This is a genomic window from Dyella sp., from assembly GCF_035277725.1.
In the GTDB taxonomy this organism is placed as follows: Bacteria; Pseudomonadota; Gammaproteobacteria; order Xanthomonadales; family Rhodanobacteraceae; genus Dyella_B.
In genome coordinates this window covers 1-19,502 of the sequence record NZ_DATEJY010000027.1, presented here as the reverse complement: position 1 = coordinate 19,502, position 19,502 = coordinate 1, and the positions used below count along the sequence as shown (strand labels likewise).

Annotated in this window: 17 protein-coding genes and 2 pseudogenes; 6 read left to right on the top strand and 13 right to left on the bottom strand. The window is 56.8% G+C overall.

The annotated features are described in order from the left end of the window. The first annotated feature begins 14 nt into the window (after nucleotides 1-14). Nucleotides 15-1,421 carry an MATE family efflux transporter gene (locus VJR68_RS01750; protein ID WP_324145824.1) on the top strand — a complete coding sequence of 469 codons (1,407 nt, stop codon included), beginning with the start codon at nucleotides 15-17 and terminating at the stop codon, nucleotides 1,419-1,421. Nucleotides 1,422-1,522: 101 nt separating this feature from the next. Continuing rightward, nucleotides 1,523-2,179: a hypothetical protein gene (locus tag VJR68_RS01745; RefSeq protein WP_324145823.1), complete on the top strand. Its 657-nt coding sequence runs from the start codon at nucleotides 1,523-1,525 to the stop codon at nucleotides 2,177-2,179. Nucleotides 2,180-2,400: 221 nt separating this feature from the next. On the opposite strand, the gene VJR68_RS01740 is transcribed toward VJR68_RS01745, so the two are convergent. The 3 genes from VJR68_RS01740 to VJR68_RS01730 form a co-directional block, all read right to left on the bottom strand. Next, on the bottom strand, nucleotides 2,401-2,868 hold the full coding sequence (locus VJR68_RS01740) for an Hsp20 family protein (RefSeq protein ID WP_324145822.1): 468 nt from the start codon (nucleotides 2,866-2,868) through the stop codon (nucleotides 2,401-2,403). Nucleotides 2,869-3,166: 298 nt separating this feature from the next. Next, nucleotides 3,167-3,508 (bottom strand): PRC-barrel domain-containing protein, encoded by a 342-nt coding sequence (locus tag VJR68_RS01735; RefSeq protein WP_324145821.1) that lies wholly within the window; start codon nucleotides 3,506-3,508, stop codon nucleotides 3,167-3,169. Nucleotides 3,509-3,608: 100 nt separating this feature from the next. Further along, a complete protein-coding gene (locus VJR68_RS01730; RefSeq protein WP_324145820.1) occupies nucleotides 3,609-4,088 on the bottom strand; it encodes an NmrA family NAD(P)-binding protein in 480 nt (159 codons plus the stop codon). A gap of 1,466 nt (nucleotides 4,089-5,554) precedes the next feature. On the opposite strand from VJR68_RS01730, the gene VJR68_RS01725 reads away from it, so the two are divergent. Further along, a complete protein-coding gene (locus tag VJR68_RS01725) occupies nucleotides 5,555-5,854 on the top strand; it encodes a DUF2384 domain-containing protein (protein WP_324145819.1) in 300 nt (99 codons plus the stop codon). A 472-nt stretch (nucleotides 5,855-6,326) separates the two neighbouring features. Here the strand turns inward: VJR68_RS01725 and VJR68_RS01720 are convergent, their stop codons facing one another. Both VJR68_RS01720 and VJR68_RS01715 read right to left on the bottom strand, forming a co-directional pair. Further along, the gene (locus VJR68_RS01720) at nucleotides 6,327-7,361 is read right to left on the bottom strand and encodes a LysR family transcriptional regulator (protein ID WP_324145818.1); all 1,035 of its coding nucleotides are present in this window, start codon (nucleotides 7,359-7,361) and stop codon (nucleotides 6,327-6,329) included. 73 nt (nucleotides 7,362-7,434) lie between these two features. Continuing rightward, entirely contained in the window at nucleotides 7,435-7,830 is a 396-nt protein-coding gene (locus VJR68_RS01715) for a hypothetical protein (RefSeq protein ID WP_324145817.1), read from the bottom strand. A gap of 140 nt (nucleotides 7,831-7,970) precedes the next feature. Here VJR68_RS01715 and VJR68_RS01710 point away from each other — a divergent pair, with 140 nt between their 5' ends. Both VJR68_RS01710 and VJR68_RS01705 read left to right on the top strand, forming a co-directional pair. Then, nucleotides 7,971-11,015, top strand: a complete 3,045-nt coding sequence (locus tag VJR68_RS01710) for a sensor histidine kinase (RefSeq protein ID WP_324145816.1) — start codon at nucleotides 7,971-7,973, stop codon at nucleotides 11,013-11,015. Beyond that, complete coding sequence (locus VJR68_RS01705) at nucleotides 11,008-11,634, top strand: response regulator transcription factor (RefSeq protein ID WP_324145815.1); 627 nt, start codon at nucleotides 11,008-11,010, stop codon at nucleotides 11,632-11,634. The genes VJR68_RS01710 and VJR68_RS01705 overlap by 8 nt, the downstream gene beginning before the upstream one ends. 190 nt (nucleotides 11,635-11,824) lie before the next feature. Here the strand turns inward: VJR68_RS01705 and VJR68_RS01700 are convergent, their stop codons facing one another. The 6 genes from VJR68_RS01700 to VJR68_RS01675 form a co-directional block, all read right to left on the bottom strand. Beyond that, nucleotides 11,825-12,739 (bottom strand): MBL fold metallo-hydrolase, encoded by a 915-nt coding sequence (locus VJR68_RS01700; RefSeq protein ID WP_324145814.1) that lies wholly within the window; start codon nucleotides 12,737-12,739, stop codon nucleotides 11,825-11,827. A 169-nt stretch (nucleotides 12,740-12,908) separates the two neighbouring features. Then, nucleotides 12,909-13,403: an Ohr family peroxiredoxin gene (locus VJR68_RS01695; protein ID WP_324145813.1), complete on the bottom strand. Its 495-nt coding sequence runs from the start codon at nucleotides 13,401-13,403 to the stop codon at nucleotides 12,909-12,911. Beyond that, nucleotides 13,400-13,807: a hypothetical protein gene (locus VJR68_RS01690; protein WP_324145812.1), complete on the bottom strand. Its 408-nt coding sequence runs from the start codon at nucleotides 13,805-13,807 to the stop codon at nucleotides 13,400-13,402. The genes VJR68_RS01695 and VJR68_RS01690 overlap by 4 nt, the downstream gene beginning before the upstream one ends. A gap of 178 nt (nucleotides 13,808-13,985) precedes the next feature. Beyond that, the gene (locus VJR68_RS01685; protein ID WP_324145811.1) at nucleotides 13,986-14,981 is read right to left on the bottom strand and encodes an HlyD family secretion protein; all 996 of its coding nucleotides are present in this window, start codon (nucleotides 14,979-14,981) and stop codon (nucleotides 13,986-13,988) included. A 30-nt stretch (nucleotides 14,982-15,011) separates the two neighbouring features. After that, nucleotides 15,012-16,613 (bottom strand): MFS transporter, encoded by a 1,602-nt coding sequence (locus VJR68_RS01680; protein ID WP_324145810.1) that lies wholly within the window; start codon nucleotides 16,611-16,613, stop codon nucleotides 15,012-15,014. Next, nucleotides 16,610-18,100 (bottom strand): TolC family protein, encoded by a 1,491-nt coding sequence (locus VJR68_RS01675; protein ID WP_324145809.1) that lies wholly within the window; start codon nucleotides 18,098-18,100, stop codon nucleotides 16,610-16,612. Before VJR68_RS01675 ends, VJR68_RS01680 begins: the two co-directional genes overlap by 4 nt. A gap of 423 nt (nucleotides 18,101-18,523) precedes the next feature. On the opposite strand from VJR68_RS01675, the gene VJR68_RS01670 reads away from it, so the two are divergent. After that, entirely contained in the window at nucleotides 18,524-18,982 is a 459-nt protein-coding gene (locus VJR68_RS01670; protein ID WP_324145808.1) for a hypothetical protein, read from the top strand. 58 nt (nucleotides 18,983-19,040) lie between these two features. Here VJR68_RS01670 and VJR68_RS01665 read toward each other — a convergent pair. Continuing rightward, nucleotides 19,041-19,238: pseudogene (locus VJR68_RS01665) on the bottom strand (alpha/beta hydrolase); the annotation flags it as partial. A 69-nt stretch (nucleotides 19,239-19,307) separates the two neighbouring features. Further along, nucleotides 19,308-19,502, bottom strand: a pseudogene (locus tag VJR68_RS01660) (MBL fold metallo-hydrolase); the annotation flags it as partial.

The following is a 19,502-nucleotide window of genomic DNA, read 5'->3' as shown; positions in this document are numbered from 1 at the left end:
ACAGCACACCGCCCATGCAAGAACATGACCGTCACGCGAATCTTGATCTGGGCATCGCCAAGCGCGTGTTGAACGTCTCGCTGCCGCTGATGGGTTCGATGGTTGGCAGCCTGCTGATGCTGTTTATCGATCGCGTCTGCCTGGCGCGCTATTCGAACGACACGCTTATCGCATCGGGGCCGGCCATCTACACCGCTTCGGCGATCACCGGTTTCTTTCTTGCCGTGGTCGGCTTTTCGCGATCGTGCGTGGCGCAGGCATTTGGCCGGGCAGGGAAGGGAGAAGCCGCCTATCAGGGGGCCGTCGGCATTTTCGTGGGCGTGTTGCTTGCCTTGATGCTGCTGCTGCTGGCACCGCTGATCGAACGCATTCCATTTCTCAGCCATCGATCGATAGCTATTACGCGATTGGAATCGCAGTTTCTGTATTGGTCGGCGTTTTTTGGCAGCGTGATGACGTTCAACATCGCGCTGTCGTCGTATTTCAATGGCATCGGTAAAACGCGCATCACGCTGGTCGCCGGATTGATCGGGCAAGCGGTGGACGCAGGCATGAACGTGGGGCTGGTGTTCGGCAAATTCGGCCTGCCGGAACTGGGCATGCGCGGCGCCGCCATCGGCACGCTGATCGGTGCGCTGTCGATTTCGGCGTGCTACGTGTCGTTCATGCCGGCCGAGGTCTGGCTCAACCTGCGCAACCTCATCGCCAGGCGCAAGGGCTTTGTGCGTACCGACGTGCTGCCGCGCCTGAAGAAAGGCCTGGTACTGGGCACTACCGCCGGCATCGATAATTTCGGCAACGCCGTGTTCGTATGGGTGATTGCAGTACTGGGCTCGATCGCGCTGGCAGCGAACAACATCAACCTCACCGTGAACTACATGGGCATCATTCCGGTGCTGGGCCTCGGGATAGGGTGCAGCGTGCTTTGCGGCAATGCCATCGGCGAAGACAATTATTCATTGATACCGAGAATCCTGCTGGTGACCTTGGTGATCGAGCTGGCATATATCGTGGTGATCTCGTTCTTCCAGATCGCGACGCCGGGTGCGCTGCTGAGTCCCTTTGGATTGGCCGATAAACCGCAGGAAATCCAAAAGGCATCCATTGCCACCGCGCGCGTGCTGTGGACCTATTCGCTGGCCTTCGCATTCTCCATGACCGGCGCCGCCGTACTGGAAAGCTTCGGCCTGACACGTTTCCTGTTCGTTACCCGCCTGGTGATGATGTGGTTCATCAGCATCCCCACCATCTATGCCATCACCACCACGCACGTGGGCAATCCAGGCATTCTGCCGACCTGCTGGGTGGTGGGTTCGATGTTCGAGGCCGTGATCGGCGTGGCGTATTTCCTGCGCATTTTTTCCGCCATTCGGAAACGGCAGAACGCGATTGTGTTGACCTATGCGGAGAGTCGAGGGTGACACGGGCGGCCTGATGACGCCGCGGTTTTCTGACGTTAGGTCAAAGGTCGGCAGAGAGTGGAGTGACAAGACGCTGCAAATTGCTACGAAGCTTGGGTTGCATGGATCACTGGCCAACAAACGGTTTCAATGTCTTTGTCTGGAGGTGTGCGATGGGATACTCAGTTGAAGATGTGAAAGGCTGGATCGGGGAAGCGACCTTAGCTACCTGGAGGCAGATGAGCGTGACGAATATTCCGAAGGACGGAGGAGGGTATACATATACCGATAAAGATCCCCAATCCACTAATACCAGTGGTTCTGCCGCATCGTGGGTCACTGGAAAGCTGAGAGCGGTAAACGTTGATGTCAATGACCACGGCGGAGCTCAAAAAATTGGAGGTTTCTGGGTCAAGCTCGGCGTTATCACTGAAAGAACGAAATTTGGAAGATGCTTGCACATGTCTGGTTTGGCGGCCGTGCATCTTTTGAATAATGCAAATTTTGATAACGTAAAAATCTATGTGGTTGGCAGTACTGCCTACGATCATCATTTCGTCTTACTGGATATCTTCCATTCCACCGATCAAAAGTGGCAGCGCTTTGTTGTTGATATTTGGCAGGGCCGCGTCGACAACTCGAACAACTTCGTTTACACGGATGCCACCCACCTCTATTACAGGCACGGGAATCTGGTCACGTTTTTCGACTTTTCCTCGGGCGCCAATCATCGCCAGACAGATCGCAGCCTGATAGCGGAGGCCAGGCAGGTGAACTAAGCATAGTCAGCATTGGGTGCACCTGGCAGCGTCGAGCGCCTGTGATGCCTGAGCCATGTGCAGACCGTCATCGTCAAGCGGACGCAGGTAGAGATCAAAACCTGGTCAATCGTGGCAACGCGCCTTTCGCCTTTCAAAAAAAGCCTGCGCGAGATAATTAGTGCGCAGACAGGAAAGATCTCTAACGATCCGTATTGCGTAATTTGAAGCAAAGCGGGTGTTTAAGCGGCGGCGTGCTGCTCGATCTGCCGAACTTTTGCCGGCACCGCCTCATCCGTATCGATCTGAACGCGGCGAGGTTTCATCGCCTCGGGAAGTTCGCGTTTGAGACTGATGTTGAGAAGGCCGTCAGCGAGATGTGCATCTGTAACCTGCACATGCTGGGCCAGTTCAAAACGACGGACGAACGGGCGGTAGGCGATGCCGCGGTGCAGGTATTCGCCTTCCACGTCGTTTTTACGCTCACCTTTGATGACGAGTAAATTTTCCTGCACGCAAATATCGATCTCGTCGCGCTTGAAACCGGCTACCGCCATGGTGATCCGGTAACGGTCCTCAGCGAGTTTCATCGTGTCGAAGGGAGGCCAGTTGTCGGATGGCTGGGATTGAGCAGCTTCGAGCAAATCAAAGATGCGTTCAAAACCAATGCTTGAACGATGGAGCGGTGAAAAATCAAGAACAGTGCGCATGGCCATATTCTCCTGGGAGCAACATGGAAAAGGACTATTCGCCGCGCCGCGAGGGTCGCGGCAAGCTGGGCCCGAAGCACCCAGCGGATGAGATTTTATGCACCAAAAAGCTGTTTTCAAGCCCTCATTTTCAGCTTTCGTTTATTTTTTTTGAGGCCTTGGGAAGATGCGCTGGTTGGCATTAGCAAATGCCTGTCCGCTTCCCAACATACCGTAGAGAATGAACATCCGAACGCGTGACTTTTGAATAGGGGAGTTGTTCCGCCAACCCTAAGAAAGACTGGCGGAACGACCGTATTCATTGAATGTAATACTTCCGAACTCGGTTTACGAAGGTGGTGTCGGCAAAATTTGGCCAGTTGTCCTTATCGAACCCTGGCGCGTCTTTCAGACGTTCTTTATCGACGTTGAGAATGAGTTCTTTCCGGTCTCCGTCAACGCGCAATGCTTCCCAAGGCACCGCGAAAAGCTTTTCGCCCAGCCCCAAAACTCCACCAAATGAGAGTACGCCGTACGCGATGCTTCCGGTTTCCGTATCGATCATGATGTCCTTGAGGTCACCGAGCGACTCGCCCTTGGGATTGGTGACCTTATCGCCCGTCAACGTTGATGCCGAGAGAAAATGAGGTGAATTGGCCATGATTTTGCCCTCCAAAGAAGATAGATGTTGCCGTGTCAGGCAATGAAGGATGTTGCGTTTACCGCTGTAATCTTGATGACGTCATTGAGTGATGACCGGATCAATGGCAGCTTCTGCGGATGGCGGGTAGGGGTGAGGTTGTCGCGTGGGAGCCGTGACTAGGGAGGGCTATAGCTGCTGTTCCATTGCCCGCGTAACGAATTTGGCGGTCAAGTGCTTCGCTCCAGATGTTGGCGACATCGGTGCCTGACAACACATCAGATCCCACCAGCGCATAGGTTTCGCGAGGGAGCGGTTTTGCCGCGCGTTCGCGGCGCAATAACTCGAGTGCGGCCGCTTCGCCGATGTCGCGGACGTCCACCATGGAAATGCCCTTGTCGCCCATGGGCATGCCATAGATACCGGCGTTCAATAGTGGACCCTTTTGTCGCAAATCGTTCTGAATAAAGTAAGCAGGACGAGGCACCGCAGCGGGCAGGTCGAGCGCATCGATCATTCGCTCCACCGTGTTCTTGCTCGCAAAGTGCGGCACGTCGGTGTAGGCATCGCCCTTGTAGACCGAAAAATAGACGATTTGCAATGCGTTACACATTCCGCGCGGACACTGGCTTGTCCACCTATGGTTTCTTCCTTTCCTGTTAGCGGAAAGGCGATCGGATCAAGCATCTGGCTACGTCAACGCAAGCTCGGCGAGACCGGGCCCTGCCTCGGAATCGTCTGCGATACCAATGAACTGGTCGATGCCGCCTAAGGGCGCACGAGGGCAAGGCGATTAGGGCGCGTTATCGCGGGTAGGGCGGTTTTGCCAGATTGCGAACATGATGTACGTCCGCGCCGGCCCGTAGCAGCAGGCGTTGGGCGGGCTGACGTCCGCGGCGTACGCTGAGAAGTTAAATGCTGCGCAAATCCAGCGTTTCGATCGGGATGGTGCGAGCCCGGCGTCGCTGCGCCGCCAGATCGCAAGCGCAGATCGATGACCGCAGACATAGCGAGGGGCTCGACGAGTTCGACGATATAGCCCGCGATCGTGCGCCACCATTCCACATGGTAGAGCTCGCGGCTCTGCGGGCGCGGCGCCAGTGTGGGTCAAGTCATCTCGATCGCAAAGTGGATGCGCGAAAGCACAAACGAAACTGGCTAAGTGAAACTCGCCAACCATGTGCGGCAATGTCGAGTCTTGACTGTCCAGCGGCGACCGTGCGTTCCATGAATTTGCAATTCATGTCGAGCTTTTCGTCATGGCGGATAGATCGCTAGCGGCGCGCCCTCGTGTCCGCGTCGAATTGGAGATCTCACCCATGGATTCCGGGAAAGCCGATTGATGCCGCATGGGCAACGCGGTGAGCCAAAGTCTGTACCTACCCGCAACTCATGTTCCCGCCTATGATGACTCTCACGGTCAACGGTATTGCATTCAGTTGACCGAGGTGAACGAAAGGTGGACTCAGAGTACGGCGATCGAGATGGCTGCAAAGGAGGAAAACGAGTCCGTCCTGCGAATTGAAGATGCGAAGTAGCCTTGGGAAGGATGCCAATCACGCACAGGTAGCAAGTAGGGTCGATTTGTCAGGTTTGTACTTGCTCGCCCATGCGTCGCATCGATCATGCATCGAGTCTGTCGATGGTTGAGTAAATAGCGTCAACGTGTGTGGCAACAGTCGCGTGCAGAAGGAGCATGCTATGGGTCATTGCTTCTCATCAGTGAGCGTCGGGCCGTTGTCAAATGGCAGGTCATCGCCAACCGTCGATGCCTTCCTTTCCATATGCTTAAAAGAGATCGAAAAGCATCGTCAAATCAGAGTTTCAGTATGGCATCGCTCAGCCATGTACCGGGTTCTAAGGCTCGCAGCGAGGCTTGAAGACGATCCGTTATTGCTTGCTGCTTGGTACCAAACTTCACCCATCGCTGAGCTAGACAATTTGACCGCCATGGAGCTGGTTTCCCGTGGAATGGCTACGGCAGTCATGCGTTTTCTTCGGTCGATTCGCAGTCGTGATCGAAGCTGACCGATACCGTCCGGCGCAATGAAAGAAAGCGGAGGCATCATGGCTGCAAAGGGCTATTTTGAAAATATATTGGTTGATATTAGGCGTGTCGATGCGATGCGAGACGCGTTGCTATCGGAGGCATTCTCGGCTCTTGAGGATACGCAGTCCAATCTCGCGAGCATGCTTCTATTGAATTTGGGGAACAGGCATCTCGCTGATCGATGGATGAGTACACGCCGTCGTGTTTTCGGCGGAAAAAACGCCTATGAGATGTTGGCGGATGGTGAGCTTGATCTAGTGTGGGAAAAGGTGTCGTCAGAAAATCGCGAATTCGATTCGATGGAATTTCATTCGTGACGATGATTTTTTTGGCTCGCCATTCCAGCGAAGGCCGAAATGACGATTTGCTTCGGAATAACATCGATGTGAATTCCGATTTTTGGCGACATGCCAGCCAAAAAACGTGGGGATACCTCAGGCCAAGGGCCCTGGAATGGTGACGTTGCTTCGGCATGAAGGCGAGGATCAATGCTGCGCGTAAAAATTTTCGTTCCGACCGTGCTGACCTTTAACGGTGGCTATGTCGATACGGCGGAGCTCTTGGTACTGCACGGACTATTCACCGCGCATGCCGCCGGTAAGTAGAGCTTTTCACGCGCGTATCTATTTTTGCGATCGGCTGCAGCGTGGCTGCCGTGGACTACATTCATTTAGCGATGGGTATCTTCCCGCTGCCGTCTACCGTGGCGGCAGCTGTCTTCTTGCCATAAGTCCGACCCGATGCGCACCGACCCAGAGCCACGTAGCGAAGCGTGACCCATCTTGCCAGTTACGACATGGCCACTTCAGCCGCTGTGAAGTCCTGTTCCTGCGTGGAACAGTGCGCCCGTAGTTCAATGGTGGAGAAATCCAGCGCTCGGATGTTGGCGGTCATGAAATCGACGAATGCCCGTATCCGCTTTGGCAACTGCTCACGACTCAGATAACACAGGTAATGTCCTCGGTCGTCAGGTGCGACGTGTTCCAGGCATGCCACTAGAGTGCCGTTGCGAAGTGCATCGCTCACCTGGTAAGCCGGCAGTTGGGCCAATCCCTGGTCAGCGAGCACGGCTCGCATGGCAAGCGAAGGGTCGTTGACGATGAGGTTTCCCTCCGGTGTTATGCAGCGCGGCTGCCCGTTTACCTTGAAGTCCCAGGATTGCAGACGACCACTGGCGAGCCGCTGGCTGATGCACGAGTGCGTTGCAAGGTCGTCAACCGAGCGCGGCAGACCATGCTCCCGGGCGTAAGCTGGCGATGCACAGACGTGCATTTGCATCGGGATCAGTTGCTTGGCAATGATCTGGCTGTCGTCTAGACGGCCGTCACGGAAGGCCACATCGATGCCGTCGGTCGTCAAGTTGACCATCCGCTCCTCAAGCAATAGTTCAAGTGCTACTGCGGGGAAATGTGCGCGGAACTCCGTCATCAGGGGCGCGACAACCTTGCGGCCAAATCCATGCGGAGCGCTGATCTTCAACCGCCCGGATGGAGGGCCTTCGCGCAGGTCGCGCATCTTTTCGAGCGCCTGCATGATTCGATCAACCCCTGGGCGGCAACTCTGATAGAACAGCTCGCCTTCCCGTGTGATTGATGTCGCGCGCGTCGTGCGGCAGAACAGGCGTGCCCCGATTTGGCTTTCGAGCTTTTGCACGCTCCGGCTCACCGCGGAGCGACCGATCCCCAATTTGTCGGCAGCGCGGGAGAAACTGCCTTCGTTGGCCACGGTAAGAAAGGCGACTACGCCGGCGTAACTGGCCGAGAGGCTGGATACGAGAAGATCCGAGTGATCACTTGAGTTCAAAGGTAACGAGGCGTTTGACATGACTCACTAGCTTCCTCTGTGCCGTTGACCCAAGGCTGCCAGCAGCGCGCCATTTACGGTATCCCGAGTCAGGTCAGGCGCCGGTCCCTCGATCGGGGGTGTTTGATTTGAGGTGAATGACGCGGCGGCCGTGGCGTTTTGCGTCGATGGAGAATGCGCCAGGCCCAATCAGCGCCATCAGCGCGCAACCACCGATATGGCCTGCAAGGATCATTTGCTGGATCGGGCCTACCGCTGCCAAGTCGATGGCAACTGCCATACCGAGAAGCAGGGCGGCCCACCGGGTTGCAAGTCCGATCAGTAGCAATAGGGCGACCAATCCTGAAGCCAGATATGGAATGGCACCACCAACGGGGCTCGCGGGCATCATCGCGACGATGCCAAAAGTGACCACGGCGTAACTCGCGCGAACGACGAACAGGGCAAGCCCGGCGAGGCCATCTGGGTAGCGACAGACGTAATTGCTCATGTGGTCACAATATCGCCATATCGCTCTACCGCGAGGCCTTTGAGAGGGGCTTCGCACCCCCCCGTTTTGGGGGTTAGGATGTACCCAACACAGGTGGACATTGGCTTGTGTGGTGATGCCGGAAGGGATTGATTGCGACGATGTGGCTACTCAGGACCCTTCTGTCTGCAGCACTCGCCACGTTGCCTCTGGTGACGTTAGCGGGAGCGCCTCATTTCTTCGCGCGCTACTCGCACCAGCAATGGAACGAAGGAAGCGGAGCGCCGGCGCCAGTGCGTGCGATGGCGCAAGGGTCCGATGGTTTCATTTGGCTCGCAACGGGCGAAGGATTGTTCCGATTCGATGGAGTCCGGTTCGAACGGATCGAAGCGGAAGGCATTGACCAGAAAAATGACCTGCCCAGCGCGCTGTTGGTGACGAGGAGCGGCGACGTCTGGACCAGCCTTGAGCCGTTGCACCGCTTCGCGATTTATCGGCGGGGCGTGCTCCGCCTCCTGGAGGCGCCGCCTGCTCCGAGCCGGATCGTCGAGATGGTGGAAGGAAATGGAGGCGAGATTTGGGCACTAACGGCGAATTTCAGTGCCGAGGTGCTTCGTTTCCGCGATGGGCACTGGAAAACGTTCAATGCAGCCGATGGGCTTCCATCGGCCAGCGCCTCGAACATGCTCGTTGCAGCCGACGGCGCGGTCTGGATTGCCTGCAGTGATGAGGTAGCGCGCTTGGCTCCCGGCGCCGAGCGGTTCGAGATCTATCGCAAGACCTCTTTTGGCCTGCTGTCCCAGGATCGGGAGGGTCGGATATGGTTTTCCGAGAGCGGCGGAAGCTATCCCATTACCGGGCCGGGTGGCCGCGGTACGCCGCCGTCACTGAGCGCTCCCTATCGCACCGGTGACGGACTCAGCGAGGGGACGCCGCTGTTTGATCATGAAGCAAACCTCTGGCTGGGTACACGCTACAGCGGTGTGCGACGCGTCGCGATACCGACCGCCACTCTCGAAAGTGGCAAAGGCGGCGCTGCCGAATCGTTCACGAGCCGGGATGGTCTGTCCTCGGATGTCACGAACCAGTTGCTAGAGGATCGGGAAGGAAACATCTGGGTCGGTACTGAAAGAGGCCTCGACAAGTTCCGGCCCGCCACGCTGATAGCGGAGCCTGAGTTGGAGGCTCCTGCAACCTTCGGCGACAAGTTGCTGGATGCTTCTGATGGAAGCGTCTACATCGGTGAGGCTCACACGATTTTTCGCGTCAGGCCCGGCGGCGCGCCGGAGCCGATCCTGGATAATGTGAGCGAGCCCCAGAGCATGTGCGAGGCGCCGGATGGCGCGATCTGGGTTGGCTTTGGGCCCCGCATCGTCGTGTGGGCCAATGGCGGTATTCGCGAGACCATCGAGCGCCCCGATCAGGGCTCCGGCCACATCATTTACGATTGCGCCTTTGACGCGGCAGGTAATTTCTGGATATCCGCAGCCGCCAGCGGCGTACGCCGTTACAAGGATGGTCGATGGCAAACCATCCTGGCCCCTGGCGATCGATCTGACTTCTATCCGACCACTATGATCCGCGCTCCATCGGGCGGCGTGGTTGTTCAGACGGGCGACAAGCTGGTCTGGGTGGATAGTTCCGGACGACAGTCGTCAATACGCCTGGATTTTGCTGGAAGTGAGCCACAGGTCCTCACGCTCTACGCGACGGGAGGCGATGTCTATGCAGCTGGCGCATTTGGCCTGTCGCGCATCCGCGGGCCGCAAATCGAAACGGTCAGAGCCGATCCGGTGTCCCCGGCTAGTCGCATAAACGGCATGGTGAAGATGCCGGACGGCGATATCTGGCTGGCATACCCGAAGTCGCTAATCCGGCTTCGATGGCGCGATCTCGACCGTGCATTCCGCGACGGTACGTTCCCCACGCCTACGACGTCGCTCGGTTTTGGTGATGGATTGGAGAGCCGCCCTCATTCACATTCGCAACGGTCCCTGGTGCGCGGCGGCGACGGGCGAGTGTGGATCGCGACCGAGGCCGGAACCCTGTGGATGGACCCCGCACACATCGTCCGCGACACGCTGCCGCCCGGCACTGTGATCACGTCGATCACCGCCGACAGGCGCTCGTATCGGGATCCGGCTACGCTCGAGCTGAAGGCCGATACGGCCAATATTGAAATCGATTTCTCCGTCCTCAGCTTCGCAGACCCCACCCGTGTCCGCGCCAAGTACATGCTCGAGGGATTTGACCGGGACTGGATCGACCCGGGTGCCAGGCGGCAAGCGTTCTATACGAACCTGCCGCCCGGAAAATATAGGTTCCGCGTCATCGGGGCCAATAACGATGGGGTATGGAATCGTTCCGGTGCGACACTCGATTTTGAGATTCCGCCGACATTCTTCCAATCGGCGTGGTTCCCGGCTGTCAGTGCTACGCTCGTCCTCGTTTTGCTTGGTGCCATCTATCGACTGCGGGTGACGCAGATCGCGCGCAGCATCCACAGTCGGCTGGACGAGCGGGCCAAGGAGCGAGAGCGCATAGCGCGTGAACTCCATGACACGCTTCTGCAGGGCATTCAGGGCTTGATACTTCGTTTCCAGGCGACTGCCGATCGCATGACGCATGACGAGAAAGTTCACGAACAGCTAGAGGCCGCATTGGTGGCGGCCGAGGACGTCGTGATCGACGCAAGGAACCGTGTGCGTGATCTGCGCGGCGCCGAAGGCACGAACGATCTTTGTGCCATCGTCGAGCACCTCGTGACTGACGCGCCGTTCGATCCGCCGATCCCGGTTCGCATCCTCGTGGAGGGAAGACCGCGGCTTCTGCACCCCTTCGTCGCTGAAGAGATAAAAAGGATCGTGCGCGAGGCACTGTTCAACATCGCTTATCATGCTCAAGCATCGTCCGCCGAAGTCGCCATCGGCTTCGAGCCGCGACACCTTGCTATACGCGTGCGGGATGACGGAGTCGGCATTCCCCAGGACGTTTTGGAGCATGGACGCAAGGATGGACACTTCGGCATGCTTGGCATGCGCGAGCGCGCCGAGAAGATCGGCGGCAATATCATGATCGTCAGCAGCCTCGATGCAGGCTCGGAAATCACGCTCACCATGCCAGCCAAGCTGGCATTCGCAAAGCTCAGGCCGCCCGCCAAACCTTGGCTGCCGCGCTTCATGCGAAGGAGTTCCATCGATGAATGACCGGAAGATTCGCGTTCTCATTGTCGACGACCACCCAGTCCTGCGGGATGGCGTTGCCGCTGCCTTGAGTAACCATGACGACATGGTCATGGTGGGTGAAGCTCGCAACGGAAGAGAGGCCGTCGAGTGTTTTCGCACGTTGCGTCCGGACGTAACGCTCATGGACCTGCAAATGCCAGGCATGAATGGTGTTGAAGCAATCGCTACAATTCGAAGCGATGATCCGGGCGCCCGGATCATCGTGCTCACCACCTATATGGGCGATGCGCAGGTCATGCGTGCGCTCAAGGCTGGTGCAGTCGGGTATTTGCTCAAGAGTGGCCTGAGGACCGAGTTGATTGATGCCATTCGTGACGTTCATCGTGGCCAACGCCATGTGCAGCGTGATGTCGCCAACGAGATCGCGATGCATGTGGTCGATGAGGCGCTTACTGAACGTGAAATCGCGATTCTCCGGCTCGTGGCGTCTGGTCAGGCCAACAAGCAAATAGCATCGAAGCTTGGCCTGTCCGAAGAGACGGTCAAGGGACACATGAAGAACATATTTACCAAGCTGGATGTTGCGGATCGTACGCATGCGGTTACGGTCGCGGCACGACGAGGCATCATTGAACTATAAGCTTCACCTCATGCCGGGTGCATGGAATAGATCAGGGCATCCCTAGAGAATCAACAGATTCAGACCTATGCACACATGCAGAAAAAGGTCGCCCAGCCTGGGCGACCTTTTTCTTTGCGCCATACATTGCGCCACAAGCTCATGCGTTGACGCGAGCTGCAAGTTCCATCGGCATGACTGAGCCCAGCGGTCAGTAGTCCCAAGTGGTCGGTATCCAGCGGAACACGTCGCCGTTGACGGCGACACGACCGATGGATGGGAAGGGCAGGTGAGCTGCCAGCACCGACTCTCCGCTGGCTGCTAGCTTTCGTAGAAGTGCGAGACGCACGCGGACTGCCTCCTCGGGGTCGTGGTCGAACGCGTTGTGCCATTCGGGGTGATCGAAGTGGTTCTCGAACACCGAATCACCGATGAAGGTCAGCCGTTCTCCGCCCGACGCAACGTGGACCACGCTGTGTCCGTGGGTGTGGCCGCCGATGCAACTGGCAACCACGCCTGGCGCTACCTCGCACTCGGTCTCAAAGGGGCGCAGCTGGCCGCGGTACATGTCGATAAATCGACGTTCGGCCGATGCCAGCACATCGGGGAATCCGCCAAATGTGTTCTGGGAGAAGTCGGGCGCCGCCCAGAACGCGACTTCAGCGGTCGCCAGGTGAATCGTTACGTTGGGGCGCATCCGGCGCCTCAAGCCTTCAGAAAGCAGGCCGCCCACATGGTCAACGTGCAGATGGGTAATAACCACGTCAGTTATGGATGCAGGATCGACTCCGGCTGCGTCCAGTCGCGAGGCCAATTTGCCGACGCGCGGAGCGTCAGGGAACTCATCTCCTACGCCAGAGTCGATGAGCACGGTCCGGCCACCGCTGCGTACCACGACTACGTTAAGAGGCCACTTGTATTCGTCCACCGATTCAAGTCGGGCCGTTAGCCACGCCGACAGGTCGGCCGGTTTTACATTGGTGGCCAACGTTGAAGCCGACAGCGTAAATACACCATCGCTGATTACGAGCACTTCAATGTCGCCCACCCGCAGCGAATAACGAGATGGGACCGACTCATCGGGCGCCGCATTCGTGGGATGTGAGATGTCTTTTACTACGCTCATTTCTGACTCCAGGTCATGTTGCCTATGGCGGTTTCGCTACTTCGTCTCCGATGGTTTGATATCCAGCTCTCTATGGAGTGTTTTTGCTCATCGAGACTTCAATAGGAAATGAAAGCTATAAAGATCTACACGGAAAAGGCGAACTAAAAGGCAGGCGCATTTGATGCAATCAGCATTCGAGCAAAATGACACAATTGATTCCGGACTTCGCCATTTTCGTGTAAGGACAAATGCGCTCTGTATTGCGCACCAACTCTTCGGCGATTGCCCGGTCAACACCAGGTAAGCGAATGCGAATTTCTGCCGTGAGCGCAAAGAGGCCATCCACCGGGTCCCGGCCGAATGTGATCGAGGCGATCACCTCCGCGTCTGGGATATCGATGTTCCTTCGCGCTGCGAGCAGGCTGAGGGCACCATGAAAGCACGCAGCGTAACCCGCTGCGAACAACTGCTCTGGGTTAGTGCCGCCGCCTTCACCGCCCAACTGTTCCGGCATCCTGAGTCTTAGGTCCAGGACGCCGTCGTCGGAGCGAACAATGCCGGTGGCGCGTCCATGCTTTGACTCGCCGCCTGTGACATGAACGGTCGCCGTATACAGCGGGAGAAAATCAGCCCCATAGTGTTTGTCGAGCAGGGTGATGGGAGGGCGGTTCTGGCTGCTCATGGTTGGCCTTGGGCGAGGACGCGCTCGTGGGCAAAGAGAGCCTTTCGAGCCCCCGCATCTTTGTTCATGCAGTGGGCGAATTTCATGAGGTGAAAGAGGCCGTGTAAGCCAATATCCAGATGCGCTGCCCAACGCAAGCAAATCAGGAGATACGAGTGGACAATGGAGCGTGTTCCAACCAGCCAGTCGCTGTCTCCCAACAACTTCTTGCCGGGATACACATCGCCAAGATAGGTGACAATTGCAAAACTCTCGGTGGGTGAAAGTCCGTCGCTCTCCAACAGCGGAACCGAGCACCCGATGTTTTGGTCGAGATATACCGAAAATTTTGGAGTACAAGAACTCATGCGCCCAACGACCCTTTTTCCAATGAGCCTGGTACCATCTGCGACGATCATTTTCATGAAAAACCCGCCCTTTCACTGATGCCGAAAGTGTTCTTGTTGATGCTAGGCGTGGTCGGCAGTCACTGGTAGAGCCGCCGGTGGACTCACGGTGTTGATGTCAAGGCATCAATCGTTGCGCCCCGAATGAGCTGTCGCGTAAGGAGTGGGGTCCGATATCGCTCGGAGAGACGGGGTATCAGCTAGCACTGACTCTGATACTTGGATGGACCGACATGCCTACGCGCAGCCGGCGGATGTCATCCTGGCCCGGATCGAGGCGAATGCGAACGGGTAGGCGCTGCACGATCTTGGTGAAATTTCCGGTGGCGTTATGAGCCGGTATGGCAGAGAAGCTGACGCCGCTGGCGGGACCTAAGCTTTCCACCGATCCTTTGAGGTGCGTGCCCGGCAAGGCATCGACGGTGATGTCCACCACTTGGCCGACGCGCATGCGCGCAAGCTGCGTTTCACGAAAATTCGCTTCCACATAAACGGCATCGAGTGGAACCAGAGTCAGAAGTGGTTCGCCCACATGCGTGTATGCCCCAACTCTGGCTTTGCGCTGTGCTACGACGCCGCTGATCGGCGCAACGATCGTTGCATAAGATAACTTCAGATCAGTATCTGCTTTGGCGGCCTCGGCCTTGTCGAGGTTGGCCTGGAGAATGACCACTTGCTGCTCTGCCGCCCGAAGTCCCGCACGATCGCGTTCAAGTGTGGCCTGTTGGATTTCCCATGCAGCTTCCGCTTGTTGGCGGGCTTGAACGGTGCCAGAGCCATCACGAGCGAGGTTCGTGAAGCGATCCCGATTGGCCTGGGCAAGCTTCAGGTTGGCATCAGACGCCGCGACCATCGCACGGGCTTGCGCAATCATGTTTTGCTGTTGCTCAAGCTGACCCTGCAAGCTGTCTGCGGCCGCCTTTGCGCTGTCGGCGGCGATACGTAGATCGCGTTCATCAATGTTTACGAGGAGAGCGCCAGCCTGGACCTCCTGGTTTTCCTGCACAGCCAGGCGGGTAATAACGCCGGCCACTTGGGGCGCGATGACGGTAAAGTCAGCTTGTACGTATGCGTCATCGGTTCTCTGTTCGGGCGCACTTGATTCGGAACGATTCAGAATCACAAAGGCGCCAACCAGAGCAACGGCGGTGATAGCGCCGACCATGATGCGAAAGCGAGTGTTCGATGACATGGAATGCCTCGTGCTGAGAAAGGGAGGGGGTCAGGAGGCGGCGCTTGTCCGTGGTGTGGTCGAAGGCGACGTGATTGGACTGGCGGTCGTCGTAGGTGCCGGGATGTACTGGAGGTTCAGTACAACTGGAATCAACAACAGGGCCAGTAGTCCAAAAACGCGATAGACATCGGCAGTGGAGAGCACTCCGGCCTGCTGCGCGACGTTGGATGCGATTGATGCCCAACGAGCATCGTCTGACGGTAGTCGAGCGGCAAGGTTGCCTGCTTGGTCGAGCAACATTTCGGTGTGAAAGCGGTTGCGTACCACCGAAAGTTGACCGATCACGGCACCGCCAAGCGTGGCACTGAGCGCGCGAAATAGATTGACGATGCCAGAAACATATGGGCCCTCCGGCGGCTGCACGACGCTTGTCGCTAAGAACAGCAGCGGAATAATCGTCATAGGCAGCCCAAGCGCGTATAGGACTTCCGGACCGATAAACTGAGCCACCATCCAATCACTCGTAATAAAGCTCCCCAGCCAACATGCGATCGCAAGACAAGCGAGTCCCGCCGCAAAGATATGGCGGGCATCGATCCAGCGCTGGTAAAGCAGGACCGCCACACACGAGCCCAACACCAGCTGGGGCAGCCCGACGATCAGGCCTATCTCCATGCTTTGCTCAAGACGAAAGCCCTGCAGCTGTCCAAGTACATTGGCAGGCAACGTGACCGCTGTGCCACCGATGATCAGCAGCAGAACAAACACGCTGAAACCTAAACCCAAATTTCGGCGCTGGAGCATCTGCAGTTTGATGAACGGTGCAGGGTGTCGCCATTCGGATGCCATGAACAACGCTGTGAGGATCGTTCCGGCTAGAAACGACGCGGTGACAATGGGCGAATGGAACCAATCCAGGCGGACCCCTTGGTCCAGGCCCACGACCAGAAGCGTCAAGCCTGGAACGCCGAGCGCCATGCCTGCCCAATTGGCGTCCTTCAAGCGGGGGAGCGCCGTGGGCATCTTTGGAAGGCCCCAAGCCACCAGTGCCATTGCCACTATGCCGATGGGAATCACGTGCCAGTAGGCCCAGCGCCAATCGGCTAACCGATCCAGTGCTAGCGTCGCGAGCCATAGTGCGATATTTGGCGAGAACGTCGAGGTCAACGCGTACATGGCCAAACCATGCAACCGAAGGGACATCGGCAGGAAGCGCAACGCACACATCATCAGTAAGGGAACTAGCGCTCCTGAAAACAGGCCCTGGAGGGCACGTAGAGCCAGTAGCAAATGTAGCTCGCGTACAAATGGCATAACCGCTGCCAGCGCTAATGCTGCCGAAAGCATGGAGAGGTGGAAGCGCCGCAGCGAAAAGGTGACAGCGAACCAAGACGCAAAGGGCATGGCAACCAGTTCACCTGCGGCATAGGCGGTGCTTAGCCAAGAGCCATCGTCATAGCCAAAGCCTAGGGCCCCCTGCAAATCAGGCAAGACCAATCCAGGGACGCGACTGTTCAATCCAGACACCATGGCTGCCAACAGTACGCCGAGCAAGCCAATGGCCAGACGGAGGCCAAACGCCGACTCTTGAGCTGCCGTTGACGGATGATTTCCTTGTGCCAAGGTATGTGCGGATGCAGGGACTGTCATGGGTGACTCCCGCCAGGCGTCGATGCGGCCAGAAGCTCTGGTGACCAGCCGCCGCCCAATGCTCGATAGAGAGAAACGACCGATAACGCAGAAGCAGTAGTGCAATCAGTCAGCTCTGCCTGACTGGCTAGCAATGATCGCCTTGCTATCAAAACGGTGGTGAAGTCGACGGTTCCTTGATGATATGCACGCATCGCGACATTGAGTGCGGCTTGGTTTTGCGTTACAGCATCTTGAAGCTGATGGTGCCGCTTGACTTCGGTCGTATAGGCGTCGAGAGCATCGTCGACCTCGCTCCAAGCGTTCAGGACTGTCTTCTGGTAGGCGATACCTGCCAGGTGTTGCCGAGCCTCACTTAGCTCGAGATTGCGCTTGAGCCGTCCACCCTGAAAGATCGGAAGGTAAAGCGACGGCCCGAAGGAAAACTGCCGCGAGTTCCAGCTACCCAAATCACTTAGGTCGAACGCTTGAACCCCAAGATTTCCTGTCAGGCTAATGCGAGGATAGAAATCCGCTTTGGCCGCGCCGATGTCGGCAACCGCCGCGTGCAAACGAGCCTCGGCTTGAAGGATATCTGGACGATTTCGTGCCAGTTCAGAAGGTACTCCGATGGGCAATTGCTTTGGCATGGATGGCATGGCCGAACTGCCAAGAATTGCATCCAATTCGCGCGGCGGCTGGCCCAAAAGCAGGGTTAGTGCGTTTGTCAACGCGTCGCTCTGCTCATGGAGTTGCGACAGGCGAGCATCGATACTTGCCACATCGGCGCTAGCCGATGCAACGTCGAAGTGAGTTGCTACGCCATTCTGCAGGCGGCTATCGGCCAACTGTCGCAAGTGCTCGGCTATCTGTCGATTTTGCTCGCTTATATCGATCTGCGCTTGCGTTCCACGCAGCAGCAAATAGGTACGTGCTACGTCGCCAGCAACTGAGACTTTTACCGACGCCATATCAAATTCGCTGGCTTGAAGGCGAGCGTTCGCCGATTCACTCAGATGACGAAGGTAGCCCCAAAGGTCTACCTCCCAACTCACTTCGATACCTAGGCCCCACGTATTGAATGCAGTGGATGGCGCGCCGAGTGCGGACAAGGGGGAATGTTGGCTGATTCCTGATCGCGTGTAGTCAGCCTCCGCAGCAACCTGTGGCCGCCGTGACGCGTTGACTAGCCCAAGTTGGGCGCGACTCTCGTCAACGTGTGCCGCCGCTGCCTGTAGATCAAGATTGGACGCCAATGCCTCGCTTTCCAGCGTCGTCAACGTGGCATCGCCAAACAATTTCCACCATTCGGATGGTGGCGATTTGTCAGTCAAGGCAGGTGACGTCGCCACGGTGGCGTTGCGCGATCGTTCGGCCGCTGCTGTCGATGCGAGCGTTGGTGCACGAATGTCGTTCGATGTTGTGCAGCCGGCGATAGCAAGGGTCGTCGCAACGGCGATTGCCACGTAACCGACACTCGCGAAGATGCTTTTTTCTATACGAGTCATGGCTTTTTCTCGGTGTGCGCCAATTGTGTTCACATACCGGATGGGCTTGTAGGCATGACAAAGGACTCACGATGTTGCTTGTGTGGCACCAATCGAACGGATCTTGAAGCGTGGATACGCCATTTGTCGGGTAGCATGCCGTGTTTCGGAGAAATAGAAAGGGTTGCGCGCTAGATGCCGAGGCCCTTCATTTGCTTTTTTGGGAGAACAACTGGTGGCAACGAAAAGTTGCAATGAATTCGAAAATTGCATGGCAATGGAGGAGCCAAATCCAGATTGTTTCCAGGTGTACAACATGGTGATTGATGCAAGCCAGCTACTTATTGAGCTACGACGCGCTTACTGTTCTGACTGACGCAACCTGGCCTGTATTGGATGCGCCGCACATTTCACGTTATTGCGCTCTTTGTGAGGCCATTACGTATGAATACGTCAGCAGTCAATTTCGAGCAGGAGCAGAAGAGGGCGCGTAACGCAGTTTGCTCAATTGAAAAGTACAGCTCATCGTCCAATGCGCCGATCATCGACGTCATCGTTGCGAAGATCGCAAAAAATTTGAAGAAACCCTTTGGAGTTCTGCTGTTGTGTGCCACGTGGTTGATCGAAAAACAAATAGGCATCGATATCCATGACGTGTTTTTTATCGTCGATTCCATGCGATGGTCCATCATGGGGCAGGTGCATGCGATCAACGATTTGCTCGATATGTCGTTACCGAAAATGGTGGGCATGAATGTTGATTTCATTACGCTTGATTTCGACAAAATCGTTTGCTTGGCATCTTTTGACTTCAAGCTTGCCGAATTCGAGCGGAATATTCGGTTAAATATCGATCCCTCGACGCGTCCCAGCGAGGTCTACGATGGATTTCGTTTAAAGTAGATGTTTTCTATCCATGTCTCAGGGCGCGATGCGCTCTTCGCAGTTCAAGGATGTTGACTTACGGCTGGCTTCTGATGAAGTTCAGCATGTCCGCATTGAGAGCGTCCGCATTGGCCGTCAACATGCCATGGGGGATGCCGGGTAGATTTTAAGGGTCGAATCTTTAAGGATCTTGGCGGATAACGCCGGCATCCTTGTATGGAACGATCTGGTCATCGTCGCCGTGCAACACCAGCGCAGGCTGCGTGATCTTCTTCTGGTGTTGGCACAAAAAAAGGACCCAGGCTCTGGGTCCTCGAGAAAGGCGCTCTGCTACGGCACGCGTTCAGTACGCCCAGTTGGCAGGTACATATTCAAATGCTTTGCCAGCGACCGCGACGTGACCGAGCGAGGGGAACGACAGGTGGCTGGCCAAGAACAATTCGCCTGTCGCGGCGGCCTCCCGCAAGAGGCGCATCCGGACGTGCGTCGCCTCTTCGGGTTCGTGGTCGAATGCATTTTGCCATTCTGGACACTCGAC

Coding starts and splice junctions, on each gene's coding strand:
- VJR68_RS01690 (WP_324145812.1), bottom strand. CDS start 13,807: ATGAAAATGATCGTCGCAGATGGTACCAGGCTCATTGGAAAAAGGGTC.
- VJR68_RS01705 (WP_324145815.1), top strand. CDS start 11,008: ATGAATGACCGGAAGATTCGCGTTCTCATTGTCGACGACCACCCAGTC.
- VJR68_RS01720 (WP_324145818.1), bottom strand. CDS start 7,361: ATGTCAAACGCCTCGTTACCTTTGAACTCAAGTGATCACTCGGATCTT.
- VJR68_RS01740 (WP_324145822.1), bottom strand. CDS start 2,868: ATGCGCACTGTTCTTGATTTTTCACCGCTCCATCGTTCAAGCATTGGT.
- VJR68_RS01725 (WP_324145819.1), top strand. CDS start 5,555: ATGGCTGCAAAGGGCTATTTTGAAAATATATTGGTTGATATTAGGCGT.
- VJR68_RS01685 (WP_324145811.1), bottom strand. CDS start 14,981: ATGTCATCGAACACTCGCTTTCGCATCATGGTCGGCGCTATCACCGCC.
- VJR68_RS01670 (WP_324145808.1), top strand. CDS start 18,524: ATGAATACGTCAGCAGTCAATTTCGAGCAGGAGCAGAAGAGGGCGCGT.
- VJR68_RS01750 (WP_324145824.1), top strand. CDS start 15: ATGCAAGAACATGACCGTCACGCGAATCTTGATCTGGGCATCGCCAAG.
- VJR68_RS01710 (WP_324145816.1), top strand. CDS start 7,971: ATGTGGCTACTCAGGACCCTTCTGTCTGCAGCACTCGCCACGTTGCCT.
- VJR68_RS01675 (WP_324145809.1), bottom strand. CDS start 18,100: ATGACTCGTATAGAAAAAAGCATCTTCGCGAGTGTCGGTTACGTGGCA.
- VJR68_RS01695 (WP_324145813.1), bottom strand. CDS start 13,403: ATGAGCAGCCAGAACCGCCCTCCCATCACCCTGCTCGACAAACACTAT.
- VJR68_RS01715 (WP_324145817.1), bottom strand. CDS start 7,830: ATGAGCAATTACGTCTGTCGCTACCCAGATGGCCTCGCCGGGCTTGCC.
- VJR68_RS01680 (WP_324145810.1), bottom strand. CDS start 16,613: ATGACAGTCCCTGCATCCGCACATACCTTGGCACAAGGAAATCATCCG.
- VJR68_RS01735 (WP_324145821.1), bottom strand. CDS start 3,508: ATGGCCAATTCACCTCATTTTCTCTCGGCATCAACGTTGACGGGCGAT.
- VJR68_RS01700 (WP_324145814.1), bottom strand. CDS start 12,739: ATGAGCGTAGTAAAAGACATCTCACATCCCACGAATGCGGCGCCCGAT.
- VJR68_RS01745 (WP_324145823.1), top strand. CDS start 1,523: ATGGATCACTGGCCAACAAACGGTTTCAATGTCTTTGTCTGGAGGTGT.